Genomic DNA, 16,943 nt, shown 5'->3' with positions numbered 1-16,943 from the left:
TCAGAAGAGGAATCGGATCACATCAGCCACATTGGCATAGATCATAAGGAGGAAGAGCAGCCCGATGCCGACCAGCTGAATGTAGTACATATACTTATAGGGGATCTGCCGCCGCGTGATCATCTCGATGAGGAGGAAAAGGATATGCCCTCCGTCAAGCCCGGGGATGGGGATAAGATTCATCACCGCGAGTATGATCGAGAGAAACGCAGTCATGGTCCAGAAGGATAGCCAGTTCCATACCGGCGGGAAGAGGCTTCCGATGGTCCCGAGACCACCGATGCTCTTCGCTCCCTGAGGCGTAGCGACATACTTGAGCTGGTCCACGTACCCGGTCAGGAGCTGCCAGGAGCGGGAGACGCCCTTGGGTAGTGCCTCGAAGAAGCCGTACTCCTCATGTATTTTTCCAAAAGCCTTACCCGGATCGGCGGAGAACATGATCCCAAGCCCGTCCTCCGGATCAGCATAGACCGGTAGCTGTAGCGTCTCCTCGCCTCGCCGCAGGGTGAGCAAGAGCGTGTCTCCACGGAGCTCCTTCACGGCTGGCAGCAGGCCGGAGAGCTTCATCGGTGTGCCATTGAGTGCCACCACCTCGTCTCCCGCCATGACTCCTGCGCGGGCAGCGTTGGATCCGGTAAGGACGGAGTCGGCTACACTCGGGAGATCGATGTAGAAGAGTGCGCTATCGGTCTCCAGCATCGCCGGGATCAGGTCTACCGGTACGGCGAGGTCCACCTGGCTCCCCTTTCGCACCACCGTCAAGGTCTCTGCATCCGCGATCTCCTGAACGAGAGAGCCATCAAAGTACTTGATCTCCTTGCCGTCCAGCGCGTAAGGACGGTCACCATCCTGCAGTCCCATACGGTGTCCTACGCTGGAGTAGGTGAGCGCATCGCCGACGCCCTCCATCGGTATGTGGTCCACGCCATAGTGGTAGGAGAGACCCCAGTAGATCAGGATTGCCATCAGGACGTTGTTCAGAATGCCGCCTGCCAGCACGAGGAGCCGCTGCCACTTTGGCTTCGCTCTAAACTCCCACTCCTCCGGCTCGCTTGGCACGCCTGTCTCAGCCTCCTTCTCATCGACCATACCCTCAATGGCACAGTAGCCCCCGAGGGGTAGCCAGCCTATGCCGTACTCGGTCTCGGACCCTTTTGGCTTCCACTTCCAGAGAGCAAATTTCCAGTCAAAGAAAAGGTAAAACTTGGAGACGCGGATGCCAAAGAGCTTGGCCCACAGGAAGTGTCCCAGCTCGTGAAAAAATACCAGCAGTGAGAGTGAGAGGAGTAGCTGAAGTATGCGTATGAGGATTCCCATATATGGATCTATGTGTGATTAATGTCGGGGGCTCCAGCCCTCGGCCAGCTTGCGCGTCTCGGTATCGCAGCCCTCGAGCATCTCGAGAGAGACGGCGTTACGCTGTGGCATACGGTCGAGACAGTGGCTGATCAGCTCGGGGATGTCCGTGAAGCGAATATCACCGCGGAGGAAGCGGCGGACGGCCACCTCATTGGCAGCATTGAGGACACAAGGCGAGGTGCCCCCCTCCTCGATGGCGCGGTACGCGAGGTCGATGCAGGGGAAGGCATCCCGTCGGGGACGCTCAAAGGTGAGGCTACTCAGCTGCTCGATCGTCGGCAGATCCGTCAGACTGCGGAGTCGGTGGGGGAAGAGTAGGGCGTAGGCTATCGGTACCCGCATATCCGGCAGTCCCAGCTGTGCCTTGACCGCTCCGTCGCGGAAGCCCACCATAGAGTGGACGATGCTCTGCCTGTGGACACAGATGTCAATGTCACGGGGCGCTACGCCGAAGAGGTGGTGCGCCTCGATCATCTCCAGCCCCTTATTCATCATAGAGGCGGAGTCTATCGTCACCTTACTGCCCATATCCCAATTTGGGTTCCGGAGCGCCTGCTCTGGAGTCACCTCGCGGAGTTGGTCCTCAGTGAAGTCGACAAATGGTCCCCCTGAGGCGGTGAGGTAGATCTTGGCGACATCGCCATGCCTCTCGCCGACAATACACTGGTAGATGGCGGAGTGCTCTGAGTCTACCGGGAGGATTACGCCTGCATTCTCCCGCGCCAAGCGGCTGATCAGCTCGCCACCGACGACCAGCGACTCCTTATTGGCGAGAGCCACCAAGCGACCATTCTTGATCGCCTCAATGGTGGGGTGAAGCCCCGCAAAGCCGACAATGGAGGAGAGGACGATGTCGGTGTCGTAGGAGCCGGCTACCTCCAGTACCGCCTCACGACCCGCCTTCACCTCGGTATCGGTGTCGCGGAGAGCCTGCTTGAGCTCCTTGTAGAGTCTCTCCTCACCGGTCACCACGACACGAGGACGGAAGCGGAGTGCCTGCTCCACAGCCACCCGCACGTTGGACCCAAATACAAGAGCCTCCACAGCCAGCTCATCGTGGTGTCGGTCGATCACCTCAAGTGCCTGGGTGCCGATCGATCCGGTACTTCCCAGCAGCGTAACTTTCTTCTGCGCCATATCTCTCTCATCTATAATACGGTCGCAAAGTTACCAAAAGATACCGCTCTAGGTGGTGGAAAAAAGAAAAGAGAGTAGGGGCGATCCCATTACCTTCATTGCGCAGAGGGCCTTGCTTACCCAGTGGCTTCGGTGCTGCAAATATACCGCCACCCCTCAGCATGATCGTCTCACATAGTCTCTCCGGCTTTCTTTGTGGCCAAAAGTGTAGTCTTTCCGACACTTCTTTCGTCTTCTATGGTGGGCTATGTCTATGGAGAGTGCATCCTCCTGAGTGCCTAGGGTTTGCTCCTGATGCCCGCCAATGGATGGATTGCTGTGTCGCTCAAGTACGTTACCCGGCAAATGGCGGGAGAAGGATATGGAGGAATAGGAAAATTGTAGTACATTTGCGGTCGTAAGTCATAATTAGTGCGATAACATTTACATAAGACGATATAGCAATGAAACAGGGTATTCATCCGGACAACTATCGTGAGGTAGTATTTAAGGATATGTCTAATGGCGATATGTTCATTACTCGCTCTACTGTCGATACGAAAGAGACGATCGATGTAGAGGGTGTGACCTATCCTCTGGTCAAAGTCGAGATCTCCAGCAGCTCGCACCCCTTCTATACCGGTAAGGCTAAGCTCGTTGACACGGCAGGTCGTGTGGACAAGTTCCTCAATCGTTATGGTAAGCGTGCCGCCAAGAAGGAGGATCAGGCTGATAAGTAAGACCTCTTGCGATGTGATCCATCGCTCGCTTTTTTCCTAAAGCAAGACACTATAAGCGCTGACGGAGGCCGCAAGCCTTTGTCAGCGCTTTTTTGCGCTCTATATAAATATGCCTATCCACGATACCATCTGTGCCGTCACCACGCCTGCCGGAGTCTCCGCAGTCGGGATGATCAAGGTATCCGGTCCCTCTGCCCTCTCTCTGGTGGACAGGATCTTCGTCCCTAAGCGCAGGGACGCTGTATCACTCGCTCAGACGGAGGGCTATCAAATGGTCTATGGGCATCTTGTCGACCATACGACGGGCGAGATGATCGATGACGGGATGGCGCTCGTCTATCGTGCGCCTCACTCCTATACCGGTGAGGAGATGGTGGAGCTGACTTTGCACGGCTCGCCGCTGATCCTCTCGCTGGTGATCGAGCAGCTCTGTGCTGTCGGGGCGAGGGTGGCAGAGCGGGGCGAATTTACCCGTCGGGCGGTACTAGCCGGGAAGCTGACACTCGGTGGTGCCGAGGCGGTCAATGATGTCATCTTGGCGACAAATAGGTCTGCCCTCAGGATGTCGCTCACCCAGATGACCGGGCGCTTTGGCACCCGTGTCGCAGAGCTGCGTGACGGGCTGATCCGGGTGGCTTCCCTACTGGAGCTGGAGCTGGACTTCTCTGAGGAGGATGTCGACTTTGTCTCCCGCCCGGAGCTGCTCCAGAGCTGCGAAGCGCTGCGGGCGGAGGTCCTCTCCCTCTCCGAGAGCTACCGGAAGGGGGAGGCAGTCAAGCGGGGCATCCCGATCGCTATCGTGGGTAGCCCTAATGTCGGCAAGTCTACCCTGCTCAATAACCTGCTTGGCGAGGACCGCGCTATTGTCTCCGACGTGGAGGGAACCACCCGTGACACCATCGAGGGACACTTGTTTATTGACGGACAAGAGTTTCGCCTCATAGATACCGCTGGACTGCGTGAGACGGATGATCCGGTGGAGAGCCTCGGCATCGGGCGGACGATCCGCGAGGTCGGCTCTGCACTGCTCGTCCTCTGGATGATCGATCCGAGGGAGACGACCGAGGCGGTGAGTGAGGTGTGGAGAAGGCTTCCCCCTGAGGCGCCCGAGGTGGTGGCACTGCTCAATAAGTCTGATGAGACCACGGCTGAGGAGCGCCTTCGGATGTCGGATCACCTCTCTTCGCTGGGCGTCCATGAGGTGATCGACATCATCGGCAGGGATCCCGGAGAGGAGAAGAAGGTGGCCGATCTCCTCCAGCGCCACTTTGCCAACCTCGTTGTCGCAGAGGGTGAGGTGGTGGTCAGCAACCCCCGTCAGGCGATGGCGCTCCGCCGTGCAGCTGATGGACTGGCGCGAGTGGAGGAGGGGCTAAAGGCCGATCAGCCCACCGTGCTGCTGGCTCAGGACCTGCGGGATGCCACAGCGGCGATGGGCGAGGTGATCGGGGATGTCGTCACAGAGGACCTCCTCGACTCCATCTTCTCCCACTTCTGCATCGGCAAGTAACGACCTCCTACTAACTCATAGAAACCATCACTAAGGCACTCTATTTGAGTGCCTTTTGTTTTGCCCAAACGCTCGTCCGTCACAGATTTCAGTTGCTTCTACGCCTATACTATCATCGGTCATTCGCGAAGCGGTGACCGATGTGCCGAGACCTGCCTCGGCCGCCTCGACCCTTGCGGGTCGCCGAGCAAAAATCTCCCCTCTCTACGCCCTTGCAAGGGGTGCTTAGTTCCCCACTCTACACGATGAGATAGATGGCTACTGCACTCCTCGAGTGTGTCACCTCAGGATTTTAGGGATAGTCGAGTGGTAGGTTAAGGCTTACAGCTCAGCTGCCTAAGGCCTCTCGTTGATGCTTTGCTCTATTTGTCGTAGCTCAGATAGCTCTCTTTCATCTTCTTCCATCAGAGCCTGCTCCTTACGGCGACGATTAAATGCTTCGTACTCTTGATCCACTTTGGCTTTCATCTGTGCATTGGAGATGGTGCCGCAACCATTGAGTAGGTCTTTGTTTTGGAAGCTCAAGAGGGCATCCACGTTGCTTCGCCAATAGTTTAGGGTCAAGTCCTTTCGCTCTTTTACCCTCAATTCTGCGGAGTCCAAGAAGAGCACGGTGAGCTTATTTAGTGTCTCTATCTCCTCCTGCTTGAGGTAGTTCTTAGCCGTGTAAATGTCTTGCTTCCTGACTACAGAGCCTTTCCAGGAGGTCAAGGCCATATTGGGCTCGTTGGCATTCGCACGACTCACAATTAGCTCGGCTGCCGTTTGTTGAGTGACGGCATAGAGGAGTTTGTTCTGAGTTTCTGCAAAGAACATCTGGGTAGCCTTATCACTCTTATCGTAGTCGCTACTCAGAGCGAGCAAGTCCCTAACCTTTTGATAGAACCGCTTTTCGCTGGCACGAATATCACGTATCCGCTCAAGAAGTTCATCAAAGTAGTCTGGTCTGCCGTCAGGATTCTTCAGACGGTCGTCATCCATGACAAAACCCTTGATCATATACTCCTTAAGGTTGTGATTTGCCCATCGCCTAAATTGCGTCCCCCTCACGCTCCGCACTCGGAATCCTATGGCTAATACCATATCAAGAGCATAGAAGGTTACCTGATAATTCTTGCCGTCGGCGGCAGTTGTCAAATAATCTTTGACAACTGATTTCTTGTCTAACTCCCTGTCTTCCAGTATGTTTGTTATGTGGTAGCTTATGGATTGCTTTGAGGTGGCAAAAAGTTCTGCCATCTGGTTTTGGTTCATCCAGATGTTACCATCCTTGGCATAGAGGGTCACTCTTGCTTTGCCATCATCGGTATTGTAGATGATGATCTGATTTTCCTCCGCTTGCTTCATGATACCAGTTTCTTTTTCTCCAACAAATTATCTCGAACGACAGACTCTTACACACACTGCTCCCCTAAACAAAAATACCCATTTCACACCACTACGCAGTTGATTATGGAGGAGACAGGCAGGGGTGACGCATTTGAGCGGTACAGAAGCGATTCATCTCATCGTGAAGAGTGTGGAGCGAAGCACCCCTTGCGGGGTCGTAGGGGGGCTTTCTGCTCGGCGACCCGCAAGGGGTCGAGGGAATAGGGGCGGGTATCGGCACATCGGTCATCCGCGAAGCGGTGACCGATGCCTATGGAGCGAGCACCCTTCGGGTGCCACACGGATGGAACACCTATGATTACCATAATGCTCAAATGCATCACTCCTGATGTGTTCTATCCCATCAGCCGTCGGACATTGCCATAAATTGACTAATTTTGCGAAAGACAGAGGGGGAGACGGAGCTAACACCCGATGCAACATTCATCAAACCACTTAACTATAATCAAAATGAATCTTAGGAAGATCATCCTGACGGTAAGCGTTGCCCTCACAGCAGCGACTATGCTCTCCGCTCAGGAGCAGAGACCTCTCTGGATGCGCTATCCCGCCATCTCGCCCGATGGCAAGGAGATCGCTTTCTCCTACCAGGGGGACCTCTTCAGCGTCGCCACGCAGGGCGGCACGGCACGGCGCCTCACCACATCAGATGGGTATGACTACAGACCCATGTGGAGCCCCGACGGCTCCAAGCTCGCTTTCGTCAGCACCCGCACCGATGGCCGAGAGGACATCTACGTCATGGATGCCCGTGGCGGTCAGGCGAAGCGTGTCACCACTCACAGTACCGGCGAGAAACCCATTTCCTGGAGCCTTGACGGCAAGCACATCCTCTACGCAGCTCATATCCAGGATCCTGCGTCTAGTGCCATCTTCCCCGGGCGATACAACGAGCTTTACCGCATCCCCGCTGAGGGCGGTCGTACAGAGATGGTCATGCCTACGCCTCTTGCTGACGGTGTACTCCTCCCCGATGGATCCGGACTGATCTATGAGGACAATAAGGGGATGGAGAATGAGTGGCGCAAGCACCATACCTCCTCCGTCACTCGTGACATAGTCCGGTATGACTTCAAGAGTAAGGAGTACACTCCCATCATCACTTGGAAGGGTGAGGATCGTAATCCGGTCCTCTCAGCTGACGGTCGGACGCTCTACTTCCTTAGTGAGCGCGGAGCGAAGAGTTGCTTCAACGTCTTCTCTGCCACCATTGACGGACAGAATGTCAAGCAGCTCACCTCCTACACCGACCACCCGGTTCGCTTCCTCTCCTCCGCTGCCGACGGCACCCTCTGCTACGGGTATGACGGCGAGATCTACACGATGAGATCAGGCGGTCAGCCGCAGCGCGTGCAGGTGAGCATCCTCAGCGACTACGTCGAGGAGCCCGAGCAGGAGATTGCACTCCGCTCAGGCATCACCTCCGCCTCCATTTCCCCTGACGGCAAGCAGGTCGCCTTCGTGATCCGCGGTGAGGTCTTCGTCACCTCCGCCGACTACACCACCACGAAGCGCATCACCAATACCCCCGCTGCTGAGAGCAGTGTTACCTTTGGCGACGATCGCACAATCGTCTATGCGAGCGAGCGCAATGGTAAGAGCGACCTCTACGTCGCCACGATCAAGCGCAGTGACGACCCTGACTTCCCCCACAGCACGCTGATCGACGAGAAGCTCCTCATCCCCGGTGACAAGTCGGAGAAGACCTGCCCCCAATTTGCCCCCAATGGCAAGGACCTCGCCTATCTCAAGGACCGCAGCCGCCTCGTGATCTACAATACCGAGACGAAGAAGGAGCGCGAGATCACCGACGGACGGTATCAGGTGGAGCGCGACGGTCAGATCGACTTCACCTGGTCTCCCGACAGCAAGTGGATCGCTATGAGCATCGTCGACAACGGGCACAACCCCTACTACGACGTCGCCCTCGTTAGTGCGACCGAGACCAATCCTGAGATCCACAACCTCACGCAGTCCGGCTACTTCGCCATGAGTCCCCGCTTCGTGATGGACGGCAATGCGATCATCTACACCTCCGAGCAGTACGGTATGCGCAACCACGCCTCCTGGGGCTCGATGAATGACGTGATGATCGTCTTCCTCAATCGCGAGAGCTACGACAAGTTTATCCTCGACGAGGAGGAGTACAAGCTCCTCTCCGAGGCAGAGAAGAAGGCTAAGGAGCAGGAGAAGGAGCAAGCCAAGAAGGACGACAAGAAAGCCGATAAGGAGGACGACAGCACGAAAGACATCCGTGTCGAGCTCGAGAATATCGACCACCGCATCCTTCGCCTCACACCCGTCTCCTCTGAGCTTGGTGATGCCTTCATCACCTCTGACGGAGAGACACTATACTATATGTCTGCCTTTGAGGGCGGATACGACCTCTGGAAGAAGGACCTCCGCAAGGGCGACGTAGAGCTGCTCAAGAAGCTTGATGGTCCCTACTACAACTTTATGCCCGACCGCAAGGGCGACAAGATCTTCATGATCGGCTCAAGGGATATGAAGAAGATGTCCCTCCCGGGCGAGAAGATAGAGTCTGTCTCCTACGAGGCTCGCATGAAGCTCCGTCCCGCTGACGAGCGTCGCTTCGAGTACGACTACGTCCGTCGCGAGGAGGGAGAGCGAATCTTTTACGAGGACATCACCAATATCAATGGCGCCAACTGGCCCAAGCTGACTGACCACTACGAGAAGTTCCTGCCCTACATCACCAATGATCACGACTTCTCCGAGATGCTCTCCGAGCTCCTCGGCGAGCTTAATGTCTCCCACACCGGCAGCGGCTACAGAGAGCCGATCAGTAGTCCCTCCACCGCTGAGCTGGGACTCTTCCTCGACTGGACGCCCTCCGACAAGGGCCTCAAGATCGACGAGGTGGTCATCGGTGGTCCCTTCGATACCTTCCGCTCCAAGGTCGAGGCCGGTGACTACATCACCGCCATCGATGGCGAGGAGATCGATGCTAAGACTGACTACTTCCCCCTCCTGAGAGGCAAGGTTGGTCGCGAGACCCTCATCTCCCTCTACTGCCCCAAGAGCGGCGCACGCTGGGAGGAGACGATCAAGCCCATCTCCTCCGGCAAGCTCAGCGACCTGCTCTACAAGCGCTGGGTATCTCAGCGTGCCGAGGAGGTGAGGGAGCTCTCTGACGGCAAGCTCGGCTACGTCCACATCCCCTCGATGGACGACGAGAGCTTCCGTAAGGTATACTCCGATGCACTCGGTAAGTACTACAATTGCGATGGCATCGTGATCGATATCCGTTGCAATGGCGGCGGTCGACTCCACGAGGATATCGAGGTACTCTTCACCGGGACTAAGTATCTGGAGCAGATGACGAAGGGGCGCGACTACTGCCCCATGCCCTCTCGTCGCTGGACCAAGCCGAGCGTCATGGTCACCTGCGAGGCCGACTACTCCAATGCCCATGGTACCCCCTGGGTCTACCAGACGATGAAGATCGGTAAGATCGTCGGCATGCCGGTACCGGGGACGATGTCGAGCGTCAATTGGATCACCCTCCAGAACCCCGCCATCTACTTCGGCGTACCCGCCATCGGCTATATGACGAAGGATGGCTACTACCTCGAGAACCATCAGGTAGAGCCGGACGTCAAGCAGCCCCTGGACTTCACCGAGGCACTTCAGGGCCGTGACACCCAGATCAGGCGCGCCGTCGAGGTACTTCGCTCCGAAGTGAAGTAACCCTCACCCCCCCACACATACCTCAGGAAGCCCTGTCGGAGACCCCTCCGGCAGGGCTTCTGTCGTATACTGAGGAGTGTACTCATAGTTGAAAAAATGCGGGGTGGGGGCTCTCGTATGGCTCTGAGGGGTGACGCATTTGAGTGACACAATAGCCATTCATCTCATCGTGAAGGATTGGGAACGAAGCACCCCTTGGGGTGCCCGCTTCTTAGCCACCGGTCGAGGGGCGTAGCCACGAAGACCCGTGGATCAGGTATCGTAATCAATCCCGCGACCCCGCTAGGGTGTCGCACTATCAAGCCACTCCAGGGATTGCGACACCCTTGCGAGGGCGTAGGGGGGAGGGGGGCTCGGCGACCCACAAGGGGTCGAGGGGGTAGGGGCGGGTCTCTGTACATCGGTCACCGCTTCGCGGATGACCGATGCCTATGGAGCGGGCACCCTTCGGGTGCCTCACCGATGAGCCCACCTTAGTATATGACTACCCTAATGCTCAAATGCGTCACCCCTATATGGCTCAGAGAAGTGGCGGGGAAAATTGTCGAGCTTTCTCGCGCAACACTAATACCGATATTAGAGAACACTAATATCGGTATTAGAGAATTCTTTTATCGGTATTAGATATGCCCCATAAGTAGACGGCAAAATCGGGCATCCTCTCAAGCCTAATCGGGAGCTCGGACGGAGTGCCACAGCCCGTCGGGACGGCAGCTTCACTATCCCTTTGCGTGAGATAGTTCCCTTGAGAGCCAAAGCCGCAGCAAAACAGAAAGAAAATCGCTTTGAAATATATAGATTACACTTTGTAAGTAGAAAAAGTGTATATTTGCCCTGTGAACAGAACTCAAATATCAATATAACTATGGGGCAAAGTCGTAAGGATAAGTACGTAAGCAAGGCCATTGACATCCTCAAGCAGGAGGGCTTCCTCCTCTCGCTGGATGAGATGGCAGCCAGGATGGGCGTCACGAAGAAGACGCTCTACAACAACTTCTCCTCCAAGGAGGAGCTACTCAAGGAGTGCGTCCATGCCATCTCCGGTGACTTCCAGAGCGCCATTTCGCTGCTTGACGATGATGGGGAGAGGTCTGCCATAGAGAGCATGGTCCTGTGCTTTAAGCAGCTGGACCGGCTCTTTGAGTCGCTCAATCCTGTCTTCTTCTCCGACCTGATGCGGAGCAACCCACATCAGGCGATGCTGGAGCATGCGATCGGATCCAATTTCTTTGGTGGCAAGATGCAGGCTAATCTACGACGAGGGGTGGAGACCGGACTTTACAGAGCTGATCTGGACATCCCCTTTATGTGCGAGTATCTCTCGTACTCTGTTTTTGGCTTCTACATCAACGCCGTGGTGCGTAATAAGCTACTCCCCTCAGGGAGCTACTTTACCACCATACTGGGGTACCACCTGCGCGCCATCGTCTCCGAGGAAGGAAATCAACTCCTATATACCACGTACCATGATATCATCCAATAATCGCTTGGTGATGCTCGTCCTCTGCCTGCTCCTGCTCTCGGTCACTGGGCTCGCTCAGGAGGGCTACACGCTGCAGCAGTGCCTCGGCTATGCCGTGGAGCACAATAGCAATGTCAAGAAGTCCACCTATGACCGTGAGAAGGCTGAGCGAGCCCGCCAGGAGGTGCTCGGAGCTCTCCTGCCACAGATCAGTGGGTCCGCAGGGCTTAATGACAACCTGAAGAAGGCAAAGTTTATCATGCCCAACTTCATGAATAACTTCCTCCCCGAGAAGATGCGCGACCCCAATGCGTCAGAGTACATGACCATCGAGATGGGGACAAAGTACAGTGCCAATGCGGGCTTGGCGCTTAATCAGCAGCTACTCAATATGTCGCTCTTCAATACCCTCGACATTGCTAAGGTCTCCCGGCAGATGGCAGAGCTGGGCGCCATCTCGACGGAGGAGGATGTGATCGCTCAGACCGCCACCCTCTACTATGGGGTCCAGGTCACGCAATACGCTGCGTCACAGATGCTACGGAGTGTGGAGCTGGTGGAGCAGATGCTCCGGATGATGGAGGTCAATTATGCGAGTGGTTTGGTCAAGAAGGTGGATGTGGATCGGCTGAGGGTCAACCTCACCAACCTCAAGACCCAGCAGTCAGCGATAGAGAGCGGACTCGAGGTGCAGAAAAACCTGCTCAAGCTCCAGATGGGCTTTGAGGTGACAGAGCCTATCACCGTGCCACCCCTCGACCTCAGCCTCATGGCTCAGCAGGAGATCGCTGCGGTAGGCTCTCCCACCTTTGACCCCATCAGGCATATCGCTTACAGGCAGCTGCAGCAGCGGGAGAGGATGGCCGAGCTGCAGGAGCGGGCAAAGAAGTATGAGTACCTCCCGACGCTCTCCCTGGCACTCAACCTGCAGTACAATCACATGAGCGATCAGCTCTTCGGCGGGACAACCAACTACGGCTACCCGACTGCCATGGTCGGGGTGAGTCTCCGGATGCCGATCTTCAGCGGTGGCTCTCGCCTCGCCAAGGTGCGCGAGAGTCACCTCGACCTGCTCAAGGCGCAGGAGGATCTGCACGCACTCGACCAGTCGCTCAGGATGGCTAACCTCAATGCCTCCCTTAAGCTGAGAGACACCCGGCGGACCATCGCCCTACAGAGGGATAACCAAGCTCTCGCTGAGCAGGTCCTTGACCTTGCGCAGAAGAATTACAGCCTCGGCGTCGCCTCTCTCTCTGATGTCCTCAATGCGAGCCAGTCTCTCGTGCAGGCACAGATGTCGTACGCCAGCGCCCTCGGGGACTATATGAAGGCCTTCATCGACCTCAAGAAGAGCCGGGGTGAGATACGAGACCTTATGGAATAATAGTCACACTTCAGCATAATCACATTGTCATGAAACGAAAAATCTATCTCCCATTAGCCATCGTGCTGGCCATTGGTCTCATCGTAGTGACTTTGGTCCTCAATAAGAGGGCTACCGCTGCCAAGACGGAGGGTCTTATGGAGGGTCAGTCGGCAGTGGCTGTCCGCACCGAGACGGTAAGTGAGAGCGACTATAGCGCATCCTTTGTCTCCAATGGGCTCGTGGCAGGAGCACACGATCTATCTGTCGTTGCCGGCACCGGTGGGCGAGTCGTGTCGGTCTATGCCGACGAGGGTGATCGTGTCGCTAAGGGGAAGCTCCTTGTGCAGCTCGATGTGGAGACGCTGAGAGCCGATGCCGAGTCTGCCCGTGTCGCTTATGAGGCGGCTAAGCGAGACTATGAGCGATATAGTCAGGCACACAGCCAGGGCGGTGTCACCGACCAGCAGCTCAGTGCGATGAATACCCAGATGGTAGCGGCTGAGGGTCGCTATGTCGCCAGCCGACGCCGACTGGCCGATGCCTCCCTACAGGCGCCCATCTCCGGCGAGATCTACAAGCGGTATGTGGAGGTCGGCAGCTATGTCAATCCCGGCACCAAGCTCTTTGACATCGTCGATGACTCGCAGCTCAGGGCTACCTGCTTCGTGACCGAGCGTCAGCGGCTGCAGCTCTCAGAGGGTCAGGCCGTCTCTGTAGCAAGTGAAGTCTATCCCGACCGGACCCTCTCCGGTCGTATCTCCATGGTGGGAAATAAGGCAAATCATGCCCTCGCTTTCCCCGTGGAGGTGACGCTGGATAAGGAGGGTGTGGATGGACTGCGACCCGGTATGTATGTCTCGGTGTCCTTTGGCAGCAATGAGGAGACGCACGGGATCCTGATCCCCCGCCGGGCCATCATCGGCAGTGTCAAGGATGCGCACGTATATGTCGTCGAGGAGGGGATCGCAAGAGAGCAGGCCATCATGGTCGGTGGTCTCATCGGTGATCGGATCGAGGTCCTCGGCGGACTGGAGAGTGGTGAATGCGTCATCGTATCCGGTCTGATCAATGTGTCGGATGGTCTGCCCGTCAAGGCGGTTAATGACTGACAAGCGGAGTAAAGTATGAAAATCGTAAAGACATCTATAGAGCGCCCGATATTTGTCACGGTCCTCTTTATCCTGCTGACCGTGCTGGGCTTCCTGAGCTTTAGGAGCTTGAGCGCAGAGCTGATGCCGAAGTTTACGCCGCCGCTGCTCAACGTACAGATCATCTATCCCGGTGCCTCGCCGACAGAGGTTGAGAACTCTCTGACGAAGAAAGCGGAGGAGGTCCTCTCGAGTATGGAGGGCATCGACCAGATGCAGTCCTACTCCTTTGAGGGTATGTCGATGATCATGGTCTCCTTTGACTTTGGGACCGATATTGACAAGGCGATGACCGATGCGCAAAATCGGCTCTCAGCCAGGCGTGCGGAGCTGCCTCGGGATATTATCTCTCCGATGATCTCTAAGGTCTCGGTCGACGAGAAGCCTATCCTGATCCTATCTGCTACGGCGGACATCGGTTCGACGGACCTTTTTGACCTCATCGACAAGCGGGTCGTCCCCGAGCTGTCACACATCAAGGGTATCGCCAATGTGGGGCTGGTCGGCGGCGTGGAGCGTGAGATCCAGATCAATCTCGACAAGGCCAAAATGCAGGATCTCGGCATCACACCGGTCATGGTGCAGGGTGCCATACGTGCCTCCAACCTCGACTTCCCCACCGGCTATCTCAGGAGCGATGAGTCGCAGATGGCGGTTCGCCTCTCCGGTAAGATCACCTCCATCGACCAGCTCCGTAGGCTGATACTCCGCAATGCCAATGGCACTGCAATTCGTCTCGAGGATGTCGCTGAGGTGGTCGATGGGGTCAAGGACCCGGTCAAGATGGGGCGCGTCAATGGTCAGGAGGCGATCCTCCTCAATATCCTCAAGCAGTCAGACGCCAACGCCCTCGACGTGAGCAAGGCGGTGGCGGGGCAGATCCGGACGCTCGAGAAGCGCTACGCCGCTGATGGCCTTAGGATAGAGGTGGCGCAAGATACCACCACCTTTACCCGCAATGCGATCAGCTCTGTGCTCACGGATCTCTTGCTCGCCATCCTCCTGGTCTCGCTGGTGATCCTGCTTTTCCTCCACAATGTCCGTAACGCCCTGATCGTGATGGTCGTGGTGCCGGTGTCCCTGATCGCCACCTTCATCGGGATGAGGCTCTTTGGCTTCACGCTCAATATGATGTCCCTACTGGCACTCTCGCTGGTGATCGGCGTCTTGGTGGACGATGCGATCGTGGTCATCGAGAACGTTTACCGCCACATGGAGATGGGGAAAAACCGAGTCCGCGCCACCTGGGATGCTATGAATGAGATCGGCATCACCGTCATCTCGGTCACCATGGTATTGGTGGTCGTCTTCCTGCCGATCATCTTCACCAATTCACTCGTCTCGGACATCCTCCGGCAGTTCTGTGCCGTGATCGTGATAGCGATCCTCTTCAGCCTCCTTGCCGCCCTGACTCTCGTGCCGCTGCTCACCTCCCGGCTGGGGAATGTGAAGCCACTGCGCACCGACAGCTTCATCGGACGGATGCTCAGCGGGTTTGAGAATGGTATTAGTCGCTTTGCGGAACGTGTCTCCACGGTGACCCGCCGGGGGCTGAGTCACCGCTGGACGCTGGCACTCATCGTCATCGTCCTGATGGGCGGTGTGATGGCACTTTTCCCACTTGGTTTTATCAACTTTGAGTTTCAGCCCTATATGGACCGGCACGAGTGCATCATCCAGCTGGAGATGCCTAAGGACATATCCATGGAGGAGTCCAATAAGCTGGTGCGCAAGGCTGAGGGGTGGCTTATGCAGCGACCTGAAGTGGAGAAGGTGGTGACCATGGTCGGCCTGACCAGTGATAATGGTCAGAGCAGCAAGGGGACGCCCTATCTCGCTGAGATGAATGTCAAGCTCAAGAAGGTCCCCGGTGGCACCGAGACCTATGTGGCTAAGATCCGGAAGCCTCTCTCGGACTATCTCGTGGATGCGCGTGTGAGGGTCTGCAATGTCAGTATGACCGGTACCGTCTCCAAGGCATCCGTGGAGTATGTGATCTCCGGCACCGACAAGGACTCGGTCGCTCTCTATGCCGACAAGGCGCTCTCAGCGCTGAGTACGATCCCGGGCGTGATCCAGCCGTGGCTCTCCGTCGAGAATGCCACGCCGGAGGTCACCGTGCGAGTCGATCGAGACAAGATGTCCAATCTTGGGCTCACCCTGGACAATGTAGGCATGATGATGCAGACGAGCTTCCAGGGCAATGACCAGCTCAGGTATACTGAGGGGGACTATGAGTACGCCATAAACATCCGTGCTGATAAGGTCTCTCGCCGATCCATCGAGGATGTCGCCGGACTTATGGTCGTCAATGGTCAGGGCGATCTCATCCGGCTCTCGCAATTTGCCGACGTCAGCCTCGGTATCGGTCCCAGCCGACTGGAGAGGTACAATCGCAATAGCTCCGTCACGCTGCGCGCTCAGGCCTACGGTGTGCCTGCCGGCGCAATTGCCAAGGAATTCATGTCCCGCCTCGATGGTGAGGACTTGCCCGGTGGGGTGCAGATACAGACCACCGGTGATATGAAGAAGATGTCTGACTCGATGGGCGTCCTTATGACGGCGATCCTGCTCTCGCTCCTCTTCATCTACCTCGCGCTGACGCTGCTCTACAACAACTGGACCGACCCGCTCGTCGTGATGATCGCCATCCCGCTCTCGATCGTCGGTGCCCTGCTCGCCCTCGCCCTGACCAATACTGCCATGAGCATCTACGCCATGCTCGGTATGGTGATGCTGGTGGGGCTTGTCGCCAAGAATGCGATCCTGCTGGTCGACTTTGCCAACGAAGCACGCGCCGAGGGACTGCCGGTGGACGAGGCACTGATACAGGCGGTCAAGCTCCGTACGAGACCGATCCTGATGACTGCCCTCTCGACCATCATCGGTATGCTTCCCGTTGCCCTCTCGCACGGCTCAGGCGCTGAGCTCCGTACCGGTATGGCGTGGGTGATCATCGGTGGTATGGCTCTCTCTACCCTGCTGACGCTGATCGTCGTGCCGGTGCTCTACAAGGCTTTCCACGCCCGACAGAGGTCCGGCACCAAGCAGAGGGTGGACATCGAGGCTCTGCTGACGGAGTAAAAGGCAAGGCACATAAACAAGTAGTGGGCGGTGCAGAACCATTTCTGCACCGCCCACT

General features: G+C 56.6%; 10 protein-coding genes. 7 read left to right on the top strand and 3 right to left on the bottom strand.

Annotation, left to right across the window (positions count from 1 at the left end; all coding sequences use genetic code 11):
- The gene (gene rseP / locus AC1EKE_RS01110) at nucleotides 1-1,317 is read right to left on the bottom strand and encodes an RIP metalloprotease RseP (RefSeq protein ID WP_480307641.1); all 1,317 of its coding nucleotides are present in this window, start codon (nucleotides 1,315-1,317) and stop codon (nucleotides 1-3) included.
- 18 nt (nucleotides 1,318-1,335) lie between these two features.
- Nucleotides 1,336-2,496: a 1-deoxy-D-xylulose-5-phosphate reductoisomerase gene (gene dxr, locus AC1EKE_RS01105; RefSeq protein WP_480307640.1), complete on the bottom strand. Its 1,161-nt coding sequence runs from the start codon at nucleotides 2,494-2,496 to the stop codon at nucleotides 1,336-1,338.
- Between the two features lie 443 nt (nucleotides 2,497-2,939).
- Between dxr and AC1EKE_RS01100 the strand changes: the two genes are divergently transcribed.
- The gene (locus tag AC1EKE_RS01100) at nucleotides 2,940-3,215 is read left to right on the top strand and encodes a type B 50S ribosomal protein L31 (RefSeq protein ID WP_070465111.1); all 276 of its coding nucleotides are present in this window, start codon (nucleotides 2,940-2,942) and stop codon (nucleotides 3,213-3,215) included.
- A gap of 109 nt (nucleotides 3,216-3,324) precedes the next feature.
- Entirely contained in the window at nucleotides 3,325-4,725 is a 1,401-nt protein-coding gene (gene mnmE, locus AC1EKE_RS01095) for a tRNA uridine-5-carboxymethylaminomethyl(34) synthesis GTPase MnmE (RefSeq protein ID WP_480307638.1), read from the top strand.
- A 336-nt stretch (nucleotides 4,726-5,061) separates the two neighbouring features.
- Here mnmE and AC1EKE_RS01090 read toward each other — a convergent pair whose 3' ends face one another.
- Nucleotides 5,062-6,072, bottom strand: a complete 1,011-nt coding sequence (locus tag AC1EKE_RS01090) for a virulence RhuM family protein (protein WP_480307636.1) — start codon at nucleotides 6,070-6,072, stop codon at nucleotides 5,062-5,064.
- Between the two features lie 492 nt (nucleotides 6,073-6,564).
- Between AC1EKE_RS01090 and AC1EKE_RS01085 the strand changes: the two genes are divergently transcribed.
- From AC1EKE_RS01085 to AC1EKE_RS01065, 5 genes are all read left to right on the top strand, one after another.
- Nucleotides 6,565-9,825, top strand: a complete 3,261-nt coding sequence (locus tag AC1EKE_RS01085; protein ID WP_480307634.1) for a S41 family peptidase — start codon at nucleotides 6,565-6,567, stop codon at nucleotides 9,823-9,825.
- A gap of 865 nt (nucleotides 9,826-10,690) precedes the next feature.
- Nucleotides 10,691-11,308, top strand: a complete 618-nt coding sequence (locus tag AC1EKE_RS01080; protein ID WP_480307633.1) for a TetR/AcrR family transcriptional regulator — start codon at nucleotides 10,691-10,693, stop codon at nucleotides 11,306-11,308.
- A complete protein-coding gene (locus tag AC1EKE_RS01075) occupies nucleotides 11,292-12,671 on the top strand; it encodes a TolC family protein (RefSeq protein WP_480307632.1) in 1,380 nt (459 codons plus the stop codon). Before AC1EKE_RS01080 ends, AC1EKE_RS01075 begins: the two co-directional genes overlap by 17 nt.
- 29 nt (nucleotides 12,672-12,700) lie before the next feature.
- Entirely contained in the window at nucleotides 12,701-13,762 is a 1,062-nt protein-coding gene (locus AC1EKE_RS01070; RefSeq protein ID WP_480307631.1) for an efflux RND transporter periplasmic adaptor subunit, read from the top strand.
- Nucleotides 13,763-13,777: 15 nt separating this feature from the next.
- A complete protein-coding gene (locus AC1EKE_RS01065; RefSeq protein ID WP_480307629.1) occupies nucleotides 13,778-16,885 on the top strand; it encodes an efflux RND transporter permease subunit in 3,108 nt (1,035 codons plus the stop codon).
- Nucleotides 16,886-16,943 lie beyond the last annotated feature (58 nt).

Source organism: Porphyromonas sp. C0041D3, from assembly GCF_056590575.1.
The sequence above is the reverse complement of the archived record's forward strand: the minus strand, read 5'-3'. Positions and strand labels throughout refer to the sequence as shown.

Bases quoted from the DNA above. Each gene is read 5' to 3' on its own strand.
- rseP (WP_480307641.1), bottom strand. From the start codon at position 1,317: ATGGGAATCCTCATACGCATACTTCAGCTACTCCTCTCACTCTCACTG.
- dxr (WP_480307640.1), bottom strand. From the start codon at position 2,496: ATGGCGCAGAAGAAAGTTACGCTGCTGGGAAGTACCGGATCGATCGGC.
- AC1EKE_RS01100 (WP_070465111.1), top strand. From the start codon at position 2,940: ATGAAACAGGGTATTCATCCGGACAACTATCGTGAGGTAGTATTTAAG.
- mnmE (WP_480307638.1), top strand. From the start codon at position 3,325: ATGCCTATCCACGATACCATCTGTGCCGTCACCACGCCTGCCGGAGTC.
- AC1EKE_RS01090 (WP_480307636.1), bottom strand. From the start codon at position 6,072: ATGAAGCAAGCGGAGGAAAATCAGATCATCATCTACAATACCGATGAT.
- AC1EKE_RS01085 (WP_480307634.1), top strand. From the start codon at position 6,565: ATGAATCTTAGGAAGATCATCCTGACGGTAAGCGTTGCCCTCACAGCA.
- AC1EKE_RS01080 (WP_480307633.1), top strand. From the start codon at position 10,691: ATGGGGCAAAGTCGTAAGGATAAGTACGTAAGCAAGGCCATTGACATC.
- AC1EKE_RS01075 (WP_480307632.1), top strand. From the start codon at position 11,292: ATGATATCATCCAATAATCGCTTGGTGATGCTCGTCCTCTGCCTGCTC.
- AC1EKE_RS01070 (WP_480307631.1), top strand. From the start codon at position 12,701: ATGAAACGAAAAATCTATCTCCCATTAGCCATCGTGCTGGCCATTGGT.
- AC1EKE_RS01065 (WP_480307629.1), top strand. From the start codon at position 13,778: ATGAAAATCGTAAAGACATCTATAGAGCGCCCGATATTTGTCACGGTC.